This is a genomic window from Holophagales bacterium (assembly GCA_016719485.1).
GTDB lineage: Bacteria > Acidobacteriota > Thermoanaerobaculia > UBA5066 > UBA5066 > UBA5066.
The window spans coordinates 97,873-116,492 of the sequence record JADJZB010000025.1 but is presented as its reverse complement, the minus strand read 5'-3'; the positions used below and the strand labels follow the sequence as shown (position 1 = coordinate 116,492).

Below are 18,620 nucleotides of genomic sequence, written 5' to 3'. Positions count from 1 at the left end.
ATCCGTGCCGGAAACCCGCGCGTAGAGCAGTTGGAGTGAAGAGTGGCCACAGGTAGACCCCGCGTCGTCACGTCCCGGAAAGCCCGCCCCGATCTCGGGGACCTGTCCGGGCCGTTCCTCCTCGCCCTCCTCGGAGGGGACGAAGCGGCCGCAGAGGAGCTGGTCTCCCGCTCTCGCTCCCGCGGGGCCGACACGGCCCTCGTCGTCAGGGACCTCGTCATGCCGGCCCTCTGCGAGGTCGGCCGGATGTGGACGCGGGGGGAGGCGTCGATCGCCGAGGAGCATCTCGCGACGGCCCTCGTCAGCCGGGTCCTCTCCCGCTCTTCCGGTGGCGCGGCCATCCGGGCCGGATCCGCCCCCAGGATCGTCTTCGCGTGCCTCGCGGGAGAGTTCCACGACCTGGGTATCCGCTTCCTCGCCGACGTGGCCCGCGAATCCGGATGGGACGCCGAGTCGCTCGGGGCCAACGTTCCCCGGGAAGCGCTCGTCCGTTTCGTCCGGCAGCGGCCCCCGGCCGCCCTCGCGCTGTCCCTTTCCCTCGCGGGTCACATCCCGGAGGCGGCCCAGACGATCGCAGAGGTCCGGGCGGCAGCGCCCCACATCACGATCCTCGTGGGCGGCCTCGCCATCCTGGAGGATCCCGAGAGGGTCGCCCTCACCGGGGCCGACGCCGGCATCGCCGACGCGGTGACCCTTCGCGACTGGCTCCGGGCGCAGGAAAAAACGAAGGCTCGGACATCCCGGAAGAGTGCTACCGGCAGCGGCCTTCCCGAGTCGATGCCGCCGTCCCTGCGTCGTCGCGTCGCCCGGTCCCGCTGACCCGTCCCCTCCTGCTACAGTCCCCTCCGTCCGGTCGAGCGCCTGCCCGTAGCTCAGCTGGATAGAGCATCGGCCTTCTAAGCCGAGGGTCAGCGGTTCGAGCCCGCTCGGGCAGGCCAGTTATTCTCCCCGCCCCCCTTGAATCCTCTCCCTTCGGACGATCCCCCGTGGCGAGGCTGACGAAAAACGGAAAGCCGAGGCTGCGGGCCGGCTGCCCGCCTATGATTCCGGCATGCCACCCGCCCCGGGGAAAGAGGAGTTCGGCAAGCTGACGGCGCCCGCCGGCGGGGCAACCTCCGAAGCCCGCGGGAGTTCCGGGTTCGCCTGCGACCCGGACCTGGCCGTGGCGGCTTTCGACGCCCTGTCCGAGGGTGTCGTGGTGCAAGCGGCGACGGGCGAGATCGTCGCCTGCAACCCGGCGGCGGAGAGGATCCTCGGCCTCACCCGCGACCAGATGGCCGGTCGCACCTCGCTCGATCCCGGGTGGAGGTCCATCAGAGAGAACGGTTCTCCGTTTCCGGGCGAGGCCCACCCCGCGATGGAGACGCTCCGGACCGGCGCGGCCCTTCGGGACGTGGTCATGGGGGTCCACAGGCCGGACGGGACGCTCCGGTGGATCTCGATCAGCTCGACACCGATTCCAGGAGCGGCCGGGAGGCCCGTCGCGGCGGTCGTGACGTTCGTGGACATCACGGACCGGGCCCGGGAGAAGCAGGTCCTCGCGGAGGAGAACGAGATTTTCCGCAGGAGCTACGTGAACAGCGGCGAGGCGATCTTCCTGACCGATCCGGGAGGCGACATCATCGCCGCCAACCCGGCGGCGTGCCGGATGCTCGGGCGGACCGAGGAGGAGATCCGCCGGATCGGGCGCGCGGGCGTGGTGGACAGGACAGATCCGCGCCTTCCCGAGGCTCTCGCCGAACGGGAACGAACCGGAGAATTCCGGGGAGAGCTGAACTGCGTCAGGGCCGACGGTTCCGTCTTCGCGGGAGGCGTGACTTCGGTTCACTTTCTCGACCCCTCGGGGGGGAGACGAACCAGCACGAGCATCCGCGACCTCACGGAGCAGAAGGCGGCGGAAGCGGCCCTCCTCGCATCCCGCGAGGCATTGCGCAAGAGCGAAGAGACCTATCGCGGCCTCTTCGACGCCATGCTGAACGGGTTCGCCTATTGCCGGATGCTCTTCGACGGCGATCGGCCCGTCGACTGGGTCTACCTGAACGTCAACCGGGCATTCGAGGCGCAGACGGGCCTCGTCGGCGTGGCGGGCCGCCGGGTGTCCGAAGTGATTCCGGGGATCCGGGAGACCAGCCCGGACCTCTTCGAGGTCTACGGCCGGGTTGCCCTGACGGGCAGGCCCGAAAAGCTGGAGACCTACGTGAAAGGGGTCGAGGACTGGTATTCCATCGCGGTCTACAGCCCGGAACGGGAGCACTTCGTCGCGGTCTTCGACGTCATCACCGAACGGAAGGCGGCCGAACGGGCGGTCCAGGAAGCGAACGAGCTGCTGGAGCTGCGCATCGCGCAGAGGACCGCCGAGCTCCGGGAGGCGACGTCCTACAACCGGTCCCTGATCGAAGCGGGCATCGACCCGCTGATGACGATCGGCCGGGAAGGACGGATCCTCGACGTGAACGAAGCCACGGTCCGCGCAACGGGCGTCCCTCGCGAAGACCTCGTCGGGAGCGATTTTCTGGACTACTTCACCGAGCCGGAGCGGGCGAGGGAGGGGTATTCGCAGGTGTTCCGCGAGGGGACCGTCCGGGACTTCGAGCTCCAGCTCAGGCACCGCAGCGGCAGGACGACGCCGGTGGAGGTCAATGCTTCCGTCTATCGCGACCCCGACGGGAAGGTCCTTGGAGGGGTCGCTGCCGCCCGGGACATCTCGGCCCGGAAGCAGTTCGAGGCCAGGCTCGGGGAGGCGAACCGGGAGCTGGAGGCGTTCTCGTATTCGGTCTCGCACGAGCTCCGGGCCCCCCTGCGGGCGATCGACGGGTTCTCGGCCCTGATCGGCGAGGCGCATGTAGGCCAGCTGGACGAGGAGGGGCGGCGGCTCTTCGAGCGGATGAGGTGGAACGCCCAGAGGATGGGGCAGCTGATCGACGACCTCCTCACCTTCGCCAGGACGGGGCGGACCGACCTCGTGTTCCAGGCGGAGGACATGGCGCACGCCGCGAGAACGGCGTTCGTCCAGGTCGTGCCGGAATCCGGGGCTCGCTCCCGGATTTCCTTCTCGGTGGGCCGCCTGCCGGAGGCTTTCGGGGACGCCGCGCTCCTCAGGAGGGTCTGGGAGAACCTCCTCTCGAACGCGGTGAAGTTCTCCTCGACCCGGGACCGGCCCGAGATCCGGGTCGAGGGACGCGTCGAACGGAACGAAGCGGTCTACTGCGTGCGGGACAACGGGGTCGGGTTCGACATGGAGCACGCCGGCAAGCTGTTCGGGGTCTTCCACCGCCTGCACCGCACGAACGAGTTCGAGGGGACCGGCGTCGGTCTCGCCCTCGTCCGCCGGATCGTCCTCCGCCACGGAGGGCGCGTGTGGGCCGAGGGAGAGCTGGACCAGGGCGCGACGTTCTCCTTCGCGCTGCCCGTCAGGGGCGCGTAGTCGGGGCTCTATTTCCCCGGCCGTCTCCCGATCGCCAGGAGGTTGTTCCCGCGCGCCGCGGCCTCGACGGGCATGCAGAGCTCCGTTTCCAGCGGGACGAGCCGCCGGAGGAGCCGGGGGTCGTCGAGGAACGCGGGGAGATCCTCTCCGGGCCCCTCGGGGTGGACGGAGACGGGAAAGCCGTGGACGGTCACATCCCGGCATCCGGCCCCTTCCAGGCAGCGGCGCGCGACGGACGGCGTGAAGACGAGAACCTCCGGAACGCCGTCGCCGTAGCGGACGGCGCTCCGGGCCGCCAGGCGGCCGAGCTCGGAGGGGCGGCCGTCGCGCAGGCTCTTGGCCGCCGCCTGCCAGAGGTTCGGCAGGACGAGGGCGACGCGGCCCCCGGGCGCGGTGGCGTGGACGAGCCGCCTCATCAGAGCAGCCGGATCGGCGACGAGGCCCGCGACGTTGTGGAAGCAGAGGACGACGTCGAAGCGCCCGAGGCCGCGGGGAAGCGGCGCGTTGAGATCGAGCTCGAGGAGCGAGAGACGGTCGCGCGCTCCCGTGCGGGCGGCCTTGCGGCGGGCGACCTCGAGCATCCCGGGCGAGACGTCGGCGAGGAGGGCGGTCGCGCGCGGCAGCTCGCCCAGGAGGCGGAGCGCCCAGCGCCCGGTGCCGCCGCCGGCATCGAGGATGCGGAGGTCTTCACCTTCGCCGAGGCCCGCGAGGAGCGTGCGTCGCAGGAGCGCGAGGAGGACCCGGTCGGAGAAGGCCCAGTAGGGCCGGTCGGCGACGGGGTCGTAGACGGCGGCCCGCCGGTCGAAGTAGGCGCGCACCTCGGCGCTCCGGCGCGCCGGGTCGAGCTTCGGCCACGGGGCGACGCGGCGATCGTCGGAACGCATGAGGGAAGGGAGAATAGCGCCCGTCCCCCGCTGGAGCCGCAGATGAAGAGAGCGCGACCGTACGGCACGCACCCCGATGTCCCCGACCACCGCGACCTGCAGTACGCGGCGCCGCGCCACGTGCGGCGGGCGCTTCCCCGCGAGGTCGACCTGCGGTCTCTCTGCCCGCCGGTCGAGGACCAGCGCCCGCTGAACGCCTGCTCGGCGCACGCCATCGGCGCGGCCCTCTGGTTCGACGAGAAGCGGCAGGGAGAGGCGGCGCCCCTTCCGTCGCGGCTCTTCCTCTACTGGGTCGAGCGGGCGAAGGAGCACACCATCGGGACGAACGCCCCCGTCTCCCTCCGCGACGGCTACAAGGCGGCGGCGAAGAACGGGGTCTGTCCCGAGAGTCTCTGGCCGTGGAAGCCCGAGCGGTTCGCCGAGCGGCCGTCGAAGAGCTGCTTCAGCGAGGCGAGGAAGAGGCGGGCCGTTGCCTATCACCGGATCCCGCGCGACCTCGACCACCTCCGTGGCTGCCTCGCGGAGGGGTTCCCGTTCACCCTGGGCATCTCCGTCCACGAGAGCTTCGAGAGCCGCGCGGTCCGCGAGACGGGGCGGGTCCCGATACCGACGCGCGGCGAGAAGACGCTCGGCGGCCACGCCGTCCTCGTCGTCGGGTACGACGATCGGAGTTGCCGATTCCTGGTGCGCAACTCGTGGGGGCGTCGCTGGGGGGACAAGGGCTACTTCACGCTTCCCTGGGCCTACCTCCTGCATCCGGACCTCGCCTGGGACTTCTGGACGGTGCGGCGCGTTCTCTGACGGCGCCGCGATAACATCCGGGGTTCGATGGCGCTGACGGCCGGCGAGAAACTCGGACCCTACGAGATCCTGGCCAGGATCGGGGCGGGAGGCATGGGCGAGGTCTGGAGCGCCCGCGACACCCGCCTCGGCCGCGACGTCGCCATCAAGATCCTGACGAGGACCGGCTCCTCCGACGCCGACCGGATCCGGCGGTTCGAGGTCGAGATGAAGGCGGTGGGGCGGCTGAGCCACCCCAACGTCCTCGCGGTCTACGATGTCGGGAGCCACGAGGGCGTCCCCTATCTCGTCTCCGAGCTCCTCGACGGAGAGACGCTCCGGGACCGGCTCGACCGCGGTCCGCTGCCGATCAAGGCCGTCGCCTCGACGGCGGTCGAGATCGCGCAGGGCCTGGCGGCCGCGCACACCGCCGGGGTCATCCACCGCGACCTGAAGCCCGAGAACGTCTTCCTGACCCGCGACGGCAGGGTGAAGCTCCTGGACTTCGGCCTCGCCAAGCTCGTGGAGCCGCGGGAGCCGATCACCTTCGAGGGCCTCGGGGAGGCCGAGACCGCCGCCCGCCTCACGGTCTCCGGCATCGTCGTCGGGACGGTGCGATACATGTCGCCGGAGCAGATTCGCGGCGCTCCGATCGACCACCGCTCCGACGTCTTCGCCTTCGGGGCGCTCCTCTACGAAATGCTGACGGGGCAGGTGGCCTTCCGCAGGCCGTCGGCGATCGAGTCGCTCAGCGCGACGCTCGCCGAGGACCCGCTCAGCCGGCTCGAGGATCCCTCGCCGATTCCGGAGGAGATCGAGCCGATCCTGAAGCGCTGCCTCGAGAAGAGCCCCGAGGACCGGTTCCAGTCGGCGGCGGATCTCGCGTTCCAGCTTCGCGAGTACGCGGAGGGCTTCTCGCGGCCGTCGAGCGTTCGGCGGCGCCCGCGCCTCGGAGCCCGGGCGCGCGTCGTCCGGGCCGCCGTGGCCGCGGCCCTGGCTCTCGCCGCGCTCGGCGTCGCCGGGCTCGCCTGGCGCGCGGGTCACGGCTCGGCGGGGCCGGGAGTTCCGTCCTACAAGCAGCTCACGTTCCGCCGGGGGCTCGTCCTGTCGGCGCGCTTCTCGACGGACGGCAGGACGATCGTCTACGGGGCGGGCTGGGACGGCGAGCCTTTCCGCCTTCACTCGATGCGCACCGAGAGCCCCGAGTCGCGCCCGCTCGACCTGCCGCCCAGGGGACGTCCTCTCCGTGTCGTCGACGGGAGAGCTCGCGATCTCGCTCGACAGGAAGTTCACCTACGGTTTCCAGACGGGTGGAATCCTCGCGCGCGTTCCACTCGTGGGAGGCGCGCCGCGGAGGATCCTCACCGACGTGGAGGACGCCGATTTTTCCCCGGACGGCCGGAACCTCGCGGTGAGCCGCGTGGTCGAGGGCCGGTACCGCCTCGAGTACCCGATCGAGAAGATCCTGCACCAGGCCGCGGGATGGATCAGCAACGTCCGTGTCTCGCCCGACGGGAGCCGCGTCGCTTTCATCGACCACCCGATCGCCGGCGACGACCGGGGCGCGATCTGCGTCGTGGACAGGACGGGGAAAGTGGACGTCCTCTCGAAGGACTGGGCGAGCGCGCTCGGCCTCGACTGGGCTCCCGGCGGCGACGAGGTCTGGTTCACGGCGACGGAGGTCTCTCCGAACAGCGCCCTCTGGGCCGTCGACCTGAAGGGTGAACGGCGCCTCATCGCGCGAAGCCCGGGCCGCCTCGCCCTGCACGACGTGAGCCCCTCCGGCGAGCTCCTGATGACGGAAGGGCGCGTGCGGCTCGGCATGGGGCTCGGTACGTCGGACCGTCGCGTCGGACGGGACCTTTCCTGGCTCGACGCGACCGTCGTCTCGGACCTCTCGCGCGACGGGAAGACGGTCCTCTTCGGCGAGCAGGGGGCCGGTGGCGGCGTCGGCACCTACTCGGTCTACACGCGGAACGCGGACGGCGCCGCCGCGGCGCGTCTCGGAGAGGGGACTGCGGGTCCGCTTTCGCCCGACGGCCAGTGGGCCGTCGCGATCGTTCCCTCGACGCCGCCGAGCCTCACGCTCCTGCCGACGGGCCCCGGGCAGGTGAAGACGCTCGAGCGCGGTCCGATCGTCAGCTACCAGGCGGTGGCGTTCTTCCCGGACGGCGAGAGGCTCCTCGTCGCCGCGAACGAGGAAGGCAAGCCGGTGCGGCTCTACGTGCAGAGCATCGAGTCGGGTGCGCCGCGCGCCGTTTCGGGCGCGGGCTTCCGCATCACGCCGAGCAGCGATGCCGTTTCCCCCGACGGAAGAGTCGCCGCGGTCCTCGACGCGAACGACAGGGTCGTTCTCTTCCCGCTCGACGGCGCGGACCCGTCGCTCGCCGAGGGGCTCGAGCCCGGGGACGTCCCCATGCGCTGGAGCCTCGACGGACGGTCGCTCTACGTCTTCCGCTTCGACGAGCTGCCCGCGCGGATCCGCAGGGTGGACCTCGACACGCGCCGTCGCGAGGTGATCGCGGAGATCACGCCAGCCGACCCCGCCGGCGTCGAGTCGTTCGTCGCCGCGCAGGTGACGCCGGACGGTCGCTCCTGGGCGTACAGCTACTTCCAGTACCGCGCCGACCTGTACCTCGTCACCGGCCTGAAGTAGGGGGACGGAGGCGCGCGGCGCGGGGTGCCGCGCGGAGCCGGCCCCGAAATGGACCGGCTCCCGCGCGACGGGCGATCAGATCAGCCCGACGTCCTTCTTCTTGGCGACGGCCTTCTTCGGGGCGGCCTTCTTCGGAGCGGCCTTCTTGACCGCCTTCTTCGCCGGGGCCTTCTTGGCGGCGGCCTTCGGGGCCACGGCCTTCTTGACGGCCTTGACGACCTTCTTCACGGCCTTCTTCACGGACTTCTTCGCTGCCTTCTTCGTTGCCATCGGAACTCCTTGCTGTAGTCCGCCCTCGAGGACGGGGGTTCAGGTAATGGCCAGCTTCCCGCGACGATTCACGGAGAAGCGGGCCGAAAAGAGCCTGTCGTGCGCGTGCGTTGTTTCGGTCGCGGCCGGAGACTTCTGCCTCTCGCGCGCGCGGAGTGTACGAAACGTCACCGCATCATTGTGAACGGGAATCGTGATTCCGTCACCTTTCTTCTCTCCCATCGCGTTCGCGACACGGAAGAAGTGATCGAGCGCACGGCCCTCGGGAGAGTAGGTCCCGAGCGAAACGGCGAGCGCGAGATGCCTCTCGCCGTCGCGGAGGAGGAGGCGATCTGTGACGAGCGTGTCGAGCGCGGTGGCGACCTCTTCGCGCGTGGAGCCGCATGCAGAGCGGCCCGCGTCCACCAGAGCGCGTAGGGTCGCCGACGCGTCGCACGCCTCGTGCAGCACGCGCGCGAGGCCGCGGAGGACGGTGAGCGGGCGGCGCGCGACGGGGCGCAGGTCCCACACGAGGAGCGCGTCGCCGGCCGGGACGCTGAAGAGAGAGCTCGTCCTCTGGGCACGCTTCCATCGCGCCACCTCGCGAAGAAGCGGCGCGACGTACGCGCCTGCGTCCCCGTGGCCGCGGGCCCGAAACGAGAAGGAGTACGCGAGGTTCGCCACGGCCTCGGGTCCGAGCGGATAGACGGCGGCAGTGGACGGCATCGGCGTGACGTCGAGGAAGCCGAGCCGGTCTGCGTCGTCGAAACCGGGGCTGAAGCGGTCGAGCCTGAGGCCCGAGACGCCCGAGGGCCCAGCGAGGTGGGAGAGGAGCGGAACGAGGCGCGCCATCCGCGCGTATTCCTCCGGCGCCTCGTCGGGAAAGCCCCAGAGGAGGTTCCAGTAGGGCGTGACGCCGAGCTCGCGGCACCACTTCAGGAGCTGGACGTTCTGGAAGGCGGTGACGCCCTTCCTCATCAGCTTCAGCACCGCGTCGCTGAGGCTCTCGATGCCGGGCTGGATCCGCGTGACGCCCGCCGCGGCGAGGAGGCGGACCTGGCTCTTCTTCAGGCTCGACTTCGTCTCCCAGAAGACGGGCGAGGGCGGAGGAGACTTCGCGAGCTCGGGGAGGAGGCTCTCGAAGTAGCGCGCGTCGAGGATGTTGTCGACGACCTGCAGGTCGCTCCGGGGGTGCCGCGCGACGAGAGCGCGGAGCTCGCCGAGCGCGCGGTCGGGGGACTTGCTCCGGAAGGCCATGGTCGTTCCGTTGAGGCCGCAGAACGTGCAGTGGCTCTTCTCGCCCCACGAGCAGCCGCGCGCCGTCTCCAGGAAGAGGCCCGGCGTCCACTTCCCGGCGAAGCGGCTCCGCGCGAACTGGTCGAAGTAGTCCGCGTCGTCGGGGACCGGCAGGTCGTCCATCCGCGTCACCGATGGCGCGTTCGGGAATCGGCCCTGGGCGAATCGCGCGGCGACGTTCGCCCGCGTCGTGACACCGGGGAGATCGTCGAACGAGCGCGCGGCGAGCACGCGGCGGACGAGCTCGGGGAAGACGAGGTCGCCCTCTCCCGAGACGGCCGCGTCGACGAACGGGAAGCTCCTCACGGTCTCGGCCCCCATCACCCCCTCGCAGTTCGCGCCGCCGAAGACGACGACGGTGCCGGGGGCGACGTCCGCGATGCGCCGGGCCAGGGCGAGCGAAGCGGCGTGCTGCTGGAAGACGCTCGTGAAGCCGACGAGCCGCGGCCGACGCGCCAGGACCTCGGAGAGACACCGCTCGACGAACCCGGCGGCCCGGGTCCGCGCGCGGCGAAGCCCCGCGACGAAGGAGGCGGGAACGGGCCGCGCGAGCTCGCGCGCGCCCCAGCAGGCGCGGCCGAGGAGGACCTCGCGCTCCCACCGCTCGTCCGCGGCGGGGTCGGGCCCGAAGAGCGCCTCGCGGAAGACCCACTCGCCCGCGAGCTCGCGGATCGACCGGGTGCCGTCGGTGGCGATCTTCGTGTAGAGCCTCTCGCCGAGGAGCTCGGCGAAGGCGAGCGTGAAGTAGAGGACTCCCACGGACGTGCCGCCCGGCGCCAGCGACGCTTTCAGCAGGGACAGACCGAGAGACGGCGACATCTCGGGGCCGAACGGCATCGAGACGAGGAGGACGTCGGTTGCGTCCGCAGGTGGCGGGCTCGGGCGCTTTCGGATGAGGCCGCGAGCGTGCCGGGCCCGGAGGCGGACGTCAAGGCGCCCGCCCGACGGGCGTCCGCCCGGAACCGCTTGAACGATCGTCGTCGCGGAGGCGCTCCGGGCGTCAGAGAGGGCCGAGGGCGACGTCGCGGACGATCGCGATCATCCCGGCGAGCGCGTCGGCTCCGGGTCGCGTCCCGCCGGCGGTCAGCCGAAGGGTCGCCTCCTTCAGCGCGCCGTCCTCGACCTCCGGATTGCCGAGGAGCTCGACGAGCGCGGCGACCGGAGCCGGGAATCCGCCCCGCACCGCGTCGTCGAGCGTCCTCGAGGCCGACTTCGGCGCCCCCGACCCGGAGAGGCCGACGAGCGACGCCTGGAAGGACGCGATCGCGGGCTCGGGCACGAGACGCCACGTCGCGAGCCTCCGGGCCGCGGCGGCGAGGCCGACGAGCATCTCCTCGCCAGCGGGTGCCGGGTCGGGGCCGAGGGCGGCGAGGCCGGCCGCCTCCTGCCGGAAGACGCTGCCCGAGGTCTCGCCGGCGATGAGGTGCGAAGAGAGCGACCGCAGCCGGACGGCGACCCAGCGCACGAGGACCGCGTCGGCCGGCAGCTCCCCGGGGGCGTTTCCGGTGACGAGCGCCAGGGTGCGGGCCGGGAGCGGAAGGACGGCGAGGTGATGGGCGAGCGTCGCGCGGTCGGCCGGCCTTCCGGGAACGGCGAGCTTTCGCGAGCCGATGGCGAACGCCGGCGCGGCGACGGTGGTGGAGGGGGAGGGCAGCGAGAGGACGCTCACGTGAGGCTCCTGTGGACAGGGCCGTTCCGCCGTCCCGAGCGCGGGGGAAGGGACCGCCGCCGCGGGAATGTTACGCGGATTCTGCGTTGCAGCAAGCGCATCCCTCCCGGCGCCGTTACGATTCGCACCCGATGACTTCCGCCCCCCCGGCTCCCCCGGCCGCCGTCCGTCTCGCCGTCGGGAGCGTCACGTTCTTCCTGTTCGCCGCCAACACCGTCGTCCTCTGCTCCGTCCTGTACCTCGTGGCGCTCCTCAGGCTCGCGGTGCCGGTCGCCTCCTGGCGGCGCCGCGTCTCGCGGCTCCTCGTCGCCATCGGCGAAGCCTGGATCGCGGTCAACACCTTCTTCCTTCGCCTCACGCAGCCGACGGTCTACGACGTCCGGGGTCTCGAGGGGCTGCGCCGCGACGTTTCGTACCTCGTCGTGTCGAACCACCAGTCGTGGGTCGACATTCCGGTCCTGCAGGGGGTGTTCCTGAGGAGGCTTCCATTCCTGCGCTTCTTCCTCAAGCAGCAGCTGATCCGGGTGCCGGTGCTCGGCCTGGCCTGGCGGGCGCTCGACTTCCCGTTCATGAAGCGGCACCCGCGCGAGGCGCTCGAGAAGAACCCCGCCCTGAGATTCGAGGACCTCGAGGCGACGCGCCGCGCGTGCGAGAAGTTCCGCCACGCCCCGGCCGCGATCCTGAACTTCATCGAGGGCACGCGCTTCACGCCGGCCAAGCACGCCCGGGGCGGCGCGGAGTACCGACACCTCCTCTCGCCGAAGGCGGGCGGGCTCGCCTTCGCGGCGAGCGCCATGGGGGAGCAGCTGAAGGGGCTCGTCGACGTGACGATCGTCTACCCGCACGGGTCGCCGACCTTCTGGGACGCGATCTCCCGCGGCCTTCCCGAGGTGGTCGTCCGGGTGCGCGAGCGGCCGATTCCCGTCGCGTGGTTCACGGGCGACTACGCGGACGACGCCGCGTTCCGCGAGGGGGTCCAGGCGTGGGTGAGAAGGCTCTTCCGGGAAAAGGACGAGGAAATCGCCTCGATCCTCGCCTCCCGGGCCCCCGCCGCCGGCCCGCCCGCACGCTGACGGGCGGCCTGCATTAGACTTCGGCCGCGTTGAAGACGGATTCCGGCGAGTCCACGGGCTCGCACCCCCCATCGCCTTCGCCCTCCGGGGCATACGAAGCCGTCTCGGCCGGCACGGAGAAGACCCACCTTCCGGCGGCCCCGCAGGGGAAGTACCTCGCCATTCTCACCGTCGGCGCCCTCGGGGTCGTTTTCGGCGACATCGGGACGAGCCCCCTCTACGCTCTTCGCGAGTGCTTCACGGGCCACCATCCGATTCCGCCGTCGCCCGCGAACGTCCTCGGCATCCTCTCCCTGATCTTCTGGGCGCTCGTCCTGACGATCTCGATCAAGTACCTCGGCATCGTCCTCAGGGCCGACAACCGGGGGGAGGGCGGCATCCTCGCCCTCATGGCGCTCCTCAAACCGCCGTCGGGATCGGGCGCCTCGCGCCACGTCGTCCTCGTCGCCCTCGGTCTCTTCGGGGCGGCGCTCCTCTACGGCGACAGCATCATCACGCCGGCCATCACGGTCCTCTCGGCCGTCGAGGGGCTCGAGATCGTCACGCCCGCGTTCAAGCCCTACATCCAGCCGATCGTCGTCGTCATCCTCATCGTCCTCTTCCTCATCCAGAAGAAGGGGACAGCGGGTGTCGGCGCCGTCTTCGGCCCGGTCATGGTTCTCTGGTTCATCGTCCTGGCCGTCCTCGGCGTCGTCCACATCTTCGACGCGCCACGGGTCGTGGCGGCCGTGAACCCGGCCTACGGCTTCCGTTTCTTCGTCGAGAACGGGATGACCGGCTTTCTCCTGCTCGGGTCGGTCTTCCTCGTCGTCACCGGCGGCGAGGCGCTCTACGCCGACATGGGCCACTTCGGGGCGAAGCCGATCCGCGTCGGGTGGTTCGCGTTCGTCCTCCCGTCGCTCCTCCTCAACTACTTCGGCCAGGGAGCGCTCCTCCTGACGAACCCGGCCGCCGCCGCGAATCCGCTCTTCGGCCTCGCGCCGAAGTGGGGCCTGCTGCCGCTCGTCCTGCTCGCGACGGCGGCCTCCGTCATCGCCTCGCAGGCCGTGATCTCGGGCGCCTTCTCGCTGACGCGACAGGCGATCCAGCTCGGCTACATGCCGCGCCTGAGGATCGACCACACCTCCGAGAAGGAGATCGGGCAGATCTACCTCCCCTCGATCAACTGGGCGCTGGCCCTTTCCTGCATCTGGCTCGTCCTCTCGTTCCGGACCTCGGGCGCCCTCGCGGCCGCGTACGGCGTCGCCGTGACGACGACGATGGGGATCACGACGGTTCTCCTGTACGTCTACGCCCGCGAGACGTGGAAGGTCTCCCGCGCCGTCGCGGCGCCGATCGCCGCCGCGCTCCTCGTCGTGGACCTCGCGTTCTTCGGCGCGAACATCGTGAAGATCGGGCACGGCGGCTGGGTCCCTCTCGCCATCGCCTTCTTCGTCTACACGGTCATGACGACCTGGAAGAAGGGCCGGATCATCCTCGCGGACCGCCTGCGGGAGGCCTCGCTCCCGGTCGACGTCTTCCTTCAGGACGTCGAGAAGAGGTCGCCGACGCGCGTGAGGGGGACCGCGGTCTTCATGGACCGGACCCCGGAAGGAATTCCGCCGCCGCTCCTGCACAACCTCAAGCACAACAAGATCCTCCACGACAGGATCGTCTTCCTGACCGTCGTCACCGACGAGGTGCCGCGGCTGAAGGAGAAGGAGCGGAGCCGGGTGCAGTTCCTCGGGCCGTGCTTCTGGCGCGTCACGCTCCACTACGGCTTCATGGAGAACCCCGACGTGCCGCGGGCGCTGCGCAAGCTCAAGCTCGACGGCAAGGGGTTCGAGCCGATGGAGACGACGTTCTTCCTCGGCCGCGAGACCCTCATCGCGAGCAAGCGCCCCGGGATGGCCCTGTGGCGCGAGCACGTCTTCGCCTGGATGGCCCGCTCCGAGGGCCGCGCGACGGCGTTCTTCAACATCCCGCCGGGGCGCGTCGTCGAGCTGGGCCTCCAGGTCGAGCTCTGACGCTCCGGCGTCAGCGCAGCTCCTCCCGCCGCCTCTTCGCCTCCTTCTCGTCGACCCTCCAGAGGAGGACGAGCCCCGCGACGAAGAGGACGGCCACCGAGAGGATGGCCGGTCGCGACGTCCCCGTCGCCTGCCGCACGGTCGCGAAGAGGAACGTGCCGAGGATCCCGGCGAGCTTGTTGAAGACGGAGAAGAAGCCGAAGAGCTCCGCCGACGCCTCCCGCGGGATCATGGCGGCGAAGAGAGATCGGGACAGCGCCTGCACGGCACCGAGGACGAGGCCGGCGAGCGCGGCGAGGCCGACGAACCCCGCCGGCGTCGTCAGGACGTAGGCCCACGCCACGGCCACGAGCCAGAGGGAGACCGCCAGCAGGAGGACGCGTTTCGTTCCCCAGATCCCGGCGAGCCGGGCGAAGACGAGGGCGCCCACCATCGCGAGGAGCTGGATGCCGAGGAGCGTTCCCATCATGAGCGGCATCCCGACGCCGACCTCCTCCGTGCCGTAGAGGGAGGCCATCTTGATGACGGTCTGGACACCGTCGTTGTAGAGGATGAAAGCGAGGAGGAAGAGCAGGACCGGCTTCACCTTCGCCACCCTCCGCGTGGTGGCGAGCGTGTCGGCGACACCTTCCCGAACGGCCCGAAGCACGCCCGGGCGCGTGCCGCCGTGTTCCGGCTCCTCCAGCCCGAGGAACGTGATTGCCCCGAAACCGGCCCACCAGAGTCCCGCCGAGGAGAGCGCGACCCGCGCGGCCGCCTCGGCCGAGAGGCCCCACCGGGCGTGCGTCGCCATCAGGACGAGCGCCAGGACGAAGTGGAGCGAGCCCCCGACGTACCCCACGGCGAACCCGCGCGCCGAGAGGCGGTCGAGCTCTTCGTCCTTCGCCAGGTGCGGCAGGAAGGAGTCGTAGAAGACGTTCGCCGAGACGAACGCGAACTGCGACAGGGCGTAGATCAGAAGGGTCGTGAAGACGTCCCCCGCCCCGCAGAGGCCGAGGAGCGCCGTGAGCAGGCCCCCGGCGATCCCGAACGCCGAAAGCAGGGCCCGCCGCGCCCCGAGCCGGTCGGCGATCGCGCCCAGGATCGGCGCGGTGAGGAAGACCGCGAGCGTCGACGCGCTGTTGACGTATCCCCAGAGCACGGTGGCGTCGAGCCGCATCCCCAGGACCTCGACGCCCCCCTTCGGCACGACCGTGCCCGCGAAGTAGACGGGCAACACCGCGACCGCGACCGTCATCGCCCAGGCCGAGTTGGCCCAGTCGTACGCGAGCCACGCCCGCACCTGCCGCCGGTCCGACGCCATGGCGCGGGAGTCTGCCACGGGGCCCGTGAAGGAAAGGGCCGGCCCTTTCGGACCGGCCCTCGGGTTCCGTTGTTTCAGCCGCTCGGGCGGCCCGTCCTCCCGTCAGGTCCCCGCGAACTGGACGCCCTCGAAGACGAGGGTCGGGGTCTTCATGGAGGAGTAGGGGTAGGGGTCGTTGCCCACGGCGGCGAGCTTCTTCCAGAGGTCGAGGTGGTTGCCTGCGATGTTCATCTCGCCGACGGGCTCGGCGATCCTGCCGCCGCGGACGCGGAAGCCCTGGACGCCGAGGGAGAAGTCGCCGGTGAGGCCGTTGGAGTTGCCGCCGAGGAAGCCGGTGACGAGGATGCCGTCCTTCATCGCGGCGAGGAGGGCCGCCTGGTCCTTGTCGCCGAGGGTCCAGACGAGGTTCGACGGCCCGGCGGTGGTCGGGGCCATCTGGAGCTTCTTCCCGTAGTAGGTGTCGATGAAGTAGGTCTTCAGGACGCCGGCCTCGAGGACCGGCATCCGCTTCGCGGCGATCCCCTCGCCGTCGAAGAGGCGCGAGCCGAACCCCTTGGGGACGAGAGGGTCGTCGACGAGGGTGAGGAGGGGGCTCGCGATCGGCTGGCCGAGCTTGCCCTCGAGGAACGAGCGCTTCTGCTGGAGGGCGCCGCCCGAGAGGGGGCCGAGGAGGTAGGAGGGAAGGCGGCCCGCCGCGCGGTTCTCGATGGCCATCGTCAGCACCGCCGACTCGCCCTTCTTCGCTCCGAGGCGGGAGATGGCGCGCTCTGCGGCCTCGCGGCCGACCTGGTCGGCCTTCGGGACCTCCGCGACGAACCGCGAGCCGCCGTAGGCGTAGTCCTCCGGCTTGCGGCCGTCGGGGTCCTTCACGCTCACCTCGGCCGAGATGAAGAACGACGTGTCGCGCCGCGCGCCGGAGAAGCCGTTCGAGGTGACGCGCCAGGTCTCGGCGAGCGTGTCGCTGAAGTTCGAGGTGACGGAGAGGATCGCTTCGGCCCCCTTGACGGAGCGGGCCGCGGCCTCGATCTCCTTCGCGACGGACCGCCGCTGCTCGGGGGTCACCGTGGAGTACTTCGGGTCCTCGAGCAGGAGGTCGACCTTCGCCTGGCCCTCGTAGAGCTTCGGGTCGGGCAGGGCCCGGAAGGGGTCCTTCGCGAGGGCCCGGGTCAGGACGACGGAGTCGCCGATGAACGTGTCGAGCGCCTCGGGACGGAGGTCGCTCGTCGAGACGCTCGAGTAGCGGCCGTCGACGTAGAGCGAGAGGCCGAGTCCGCGGGTCGTCGCCTCGTCGATCTGCTCCAGCTTCCCGTCGCGCCACTTCACGTTGACCTCGCGGACGCGGTAGGTGCGCGCGGAGGCCTCCTGCGCCCCCTTGCCGAGCGCGGTCTTCACGGCGGCGTGGGCGGCGGCGAGCATGTCCTGCTGTGCCATGGTGCTCACCTCACGCCTTCCCGCGTCCGCCGACGGTGATCGACGCGACGCGCACGGTGGGAATGCCCTGCGACACCGGGACCGACTGGCCGTCCTTGCCGCACGTCCAGCCCCCCTCGTCGACGGCGAGGTCGTCGGCGACCATGTCGATCTTCTCGAGGACCTTCGGGCCGTTGCCGATGATGTTGACGTCCTTGATCGGGGTCGTCAGCTTGCCGTCCTCGATGAGGAACCCGTTCTTGACGTAGAAGGTGAAGTCTCCCGCGCCGATCTGGACCTGCCCGTTCGTGAAGTTCGTGCAGTAGATCCCCTTCTTCACCGAAGCGATGATCTCGTCCTTCTTGTGCGGGCCCGGGAGCATGTAGGTCGCGCGCATGCGCGGCAGGGGCGCGTAGCGGTAGCTCTCGCGGCGTCCGTTGCCGGTCGGCTTGACCTTGTAGTGCCTGGCGGAGATCGCGTCGTGGAGGTAGGTCGTGAGGATGCCGTTCTCCACGAGCATCGTCTTGCCGACCGGGTTCCCCTCGTCGTCGACGTTGATGGCCCCTCGGGCGGCGGGCAGCGTCCCCTCGTCGACGATGTTCACGAACTTCGCGGCGACCGGCTTGCCGATCCGGTCGGAGAAGATGGAGACCCCCTTGCGGTTGAAGTCGGCCTCCATGCCGTGGCCGATCGCCTCGTGGAGGAGGATCCCCGACGCTCCGGCGGCGAGGACGACCGGCATCTCTCCGGCCGGCGGGGTGACGGCGTCGAAGAGGACGACCGTTCTGGAGACCGCCTCCTTCACCATGCGGTCGAGCCTCTCGGGCGAGTAGAAGCCGATGTCGGCGCGTCCGGCGACGTTGTAGCCGTTCGTCTCCTTCTTGCCGTCCTGCTCGGCGACACAAGAAAGGTACAGTCGCGTCATCGGCTGCAGGTCCTCGACGATCCGTCCGTTCGAGTCGGCGATCAGGATGGCGCCCGCCTCGTCGCCGAAGCTGACGTTCACCTTGCGGATCCGCTTGTCGGCCGCGAGGACCTTCTCGTTGAGGCCGGAGAGGAGCGGCAGCTTCTGCTGCGGGCGCACGTCTTCCCAGCGGGTCTTCACGGGATAGCGGGCGGGGAGGGCGGCACCCACCTTCAGCCCCTTCGGACCGGCCTTCGCCGGTCCGTCGGCGATCGCGGCGGCCGTCTTCGCGGCCTGGACGAGCGCTTCGAGGGTGAGGTCTTCGGTGTAGGCGTACCCGGTCTGGTCCCCCTTGACGGCGCGGACGCCGACACCGAGCTCGACCGAGGTGGAGGCCCTGTTCACCTCGCCGTCCTCGAGCCCGAGGCCGTTGGCGACGCGGTGCTGGAAGAAGAGGTCGGCGTAGTCGGCCCCGCGGGACAGCGCGGCGGAGAGGCCGTCGCGGAGCATCTTCTCCGTCACGCCGAAGCGGGCGAAGTAGCCGATGCCCTCGGTGGGGCCGACGGCCGCCGCGGCCGCCGAGGAGAGGTGGAAGAGTGCGTCGGGCAGGGCGGCCCCGGCGAGTGTCGCCGCCCCGAGACCGATCAGCTTTCGTCTCGACATTCCGGGATTGTCAGTCATCCGGCAAGTCCTCCTCGATCCAGAGTGTGACAGGCCGCCACAGAAGCGCTTCACGACGTCCCGCGACGCTCCTCCGGCTACGCGGCATCGGAAGGAAGGTTTCAATCAGGACCCTTTCGAGCCCTGTTCTGCGACTTCATCCCATCTGCCGCGGAACGTGGTAGCGTCCCTTTCAACCTCCTCCGGCGTTGCCGGATCACACCCTCCACCCTCCGACGAGACCCACCTGCAGTCCCGGGTCGAACCCGGATACCCGTTTTCCCCGCCAGGGCGGGGAATCCATTG

General features: G+C 70.6%; 13 protein-coding genes and 1 tRNA gene. 7 read left to right on the top strand and 7 right to left on the bottom strand.

Annotation, left to right across the window (positions count from 1 at the left end; all coding sequences use genetic code 11):
- Positions 1-42: 42 nt before the first annotated feature.
- The 3 genes from IPN03_17775 (at position 43) to IPN03_17765 (ending at position 3,424) form a co-directional block, all read left to right on the top strand.
- Positions 43-819 (top strand): cobalamin B12-binding domain-containing protein, encoded by a 777-nt coding sequence (locus tag IPN03_17775; GenBank protein ID MBK9375513.1) that lies wholly within the window; start codon positions 43-45, stop codon positions 817-819.
- Between the two features lie 42 nt (positions 820-861).
- A tRNA-Arg gene (locus IPN03_17770) sits at positions 862-938 on the top strand.
- A gap of 113 nt (positions 939-1,051) precedes the next feature.
- Positions 1,052-3,424: a PAS domain S-box protein gene (locus IPN03_17765; GenBank protein MBK9375512.1), complete on the top strand. Its 2,373-nt coding sequence runs from the start codon at positions 1,052-1,054 to the stop codon at positions 3,422-3,424.
- Between the two features lie 8 nt (positions 3,425-3,432).
- On the opposite strand, the gene IPN03_17760 is transcribed toward IPN03_17765, so the two are convergent.
- Positions 3,433-4,308, bottom strand: coding sequence for a class I SAM-dependent methyltransferase (locus IPN03_17760; GenBank protein ID MBK9375511.1), 876 nt, complete (start codon positions 4,306-4,308; stop codon positions 3,433-3,435).
- A 42-nt stretch (positions 4,309-4,350) separates the two neighbouring features.
- Between IPN03_17760 and IPN03_17755 the strand changes: the two genes are divergently transcribed.
- Together IPN03_17755 and IPN03_17750 are read left to right on the top strand one after the other, a co-directional pair.
- Positions 4,351-5,109 (top strand): C1 family peptidase, encoded by a 759-nt coding sequence (locus IPN03_17755; GenBank protein ID MBK9375510.1) that lies wholly within the window; start codon positions 4,351-4,353, stop codon positions 5,107-5,109.
- Positions 5,110-5,136: 27 nt separating this feature from the next.
- On the top strand, positions 5,137-6,813 hold the full coding sequence (locus IPN03_17750) for a serine/threonine protein kinase (protein ID MBK9375509.1): 1,677 nt from the start codon (positions 5,137-5,139) through the stop codon (positions 6,811-6,813).
- A 1,006-nt stretch (positions 6,814-7,819) separates the two neighbouring features.
- On the opposite strand, the gene IPN03_17745 is transcribed toward IPN03_17750, so the two are convergent.
- From IPN03_17745 to IPN03_17735, 3 genes are all read right to left on the bottom strand, one after another.
- Positions 7,820-8,014, bottom strand: a complete 195-nt coding sequence (locus tag IPN03_17745) for a hypothetical protein (protein MBK9375508.1) — start codon at positions 8,012-8,014, stop codon at positions 7,820-7,822.
- 39 nt (positions 8,015-8,053) lie between these two features.
- Positions 8,054-10,126 (bottom strand): RiPP maturation radical SAM C-methyltransferase, encoded by a 2,073-nt coding sequence (locus IPN03_17740; GenBank protein ID MBK9375507.1) that lies wholly within the window; start codon positions 10,124-10,126, stop codon positions 8,054-8,056.
- Between the two features lie 163 nt (positions 10,127-10,289).
- The gene (locus IPN03_17735; protein MBK9375506.1) at positions 10,290-10,958 is read right to left on the bottom strand and encodes a hypothetical protein; all 669 of its coding nucleotides are present in this window, start codon (positions 10,956-10,958) and stop codon (positions 10,290-10,292) included.
- Between the two features lie 131 nt (positions 10,959-11,089).
- Here IPN03_17735 and IPN03_17730 point away from each other — a divergent pair, with 131 nt between their 5' ends.
- Positions 11,090-12,031 carry an acyltransferase gene (locus IPN03_17730; GenBank protein MBK9375505.1) on the top strand — a complete coding sequence of 314 codons (942 nt, stop codon included), beginning with the start codon at positions 11,090-11,092 and terminating at the stop codon, positions 12,029-12,031.
- A gap of 29 nt (positions 12,032-12,060) precedes the next feature.
- Positions 12,061-14,037: a potassium transporter Kup gene (locus IPN03_17725; GenBank protein ID MBK9375504.1), complete on the top strand. Its 1,977-nt coding sequence runs from the start codon at positions 12,061-12,063 to the stop codon at positions 14,035-14,037.
- Positions 14,038-14,047: 10 nt separating this feature from the next.
- On the opposite strand, the gene IPN03_17720 is transcribed toward IPN03_17725, so the two are convergent.
- From IPN03_17720 to IPN03_17710, 3 genes are all read right to left on the bottom strand, one after another.
- Positions 14,048-15,340: an MFS transporter gene (locus IPN03_17720; protein MBK9375503.1), complete on the bottom strand. Its 1,293-nt coding sequence runs from the start codon at positions 15,338-15,340 to the stop codon at positions 14,048-14,050.
- Positions 15,341-15,442: 102 nt separating this feature from the next.
- Complete coding sequence (locus tag IPN03_17715) at positions 15,443-16,756, bottom strand: TldD/PmbA family protein (GenBank protein ID MBK9375502.1); 1,314 nt, start codon at positions 16,754-16,756, stop codon at positions 15,443-15,445.
- A 25-nt stretch (positions 16,757-16,781) separates the two neighbouring features.
- Complete coding sequence (locus IPN03_17710) at positions 16,782-18,317, bottom strand: TldD/PmbA family protein (protein MBK9375501.1); 1,536 nt, start codon at positions 18,315-18,317, stop codon at positions 16,782-16,784.
- Positions 18,318-18,620 lie beyond the last annotated feature (303 nt).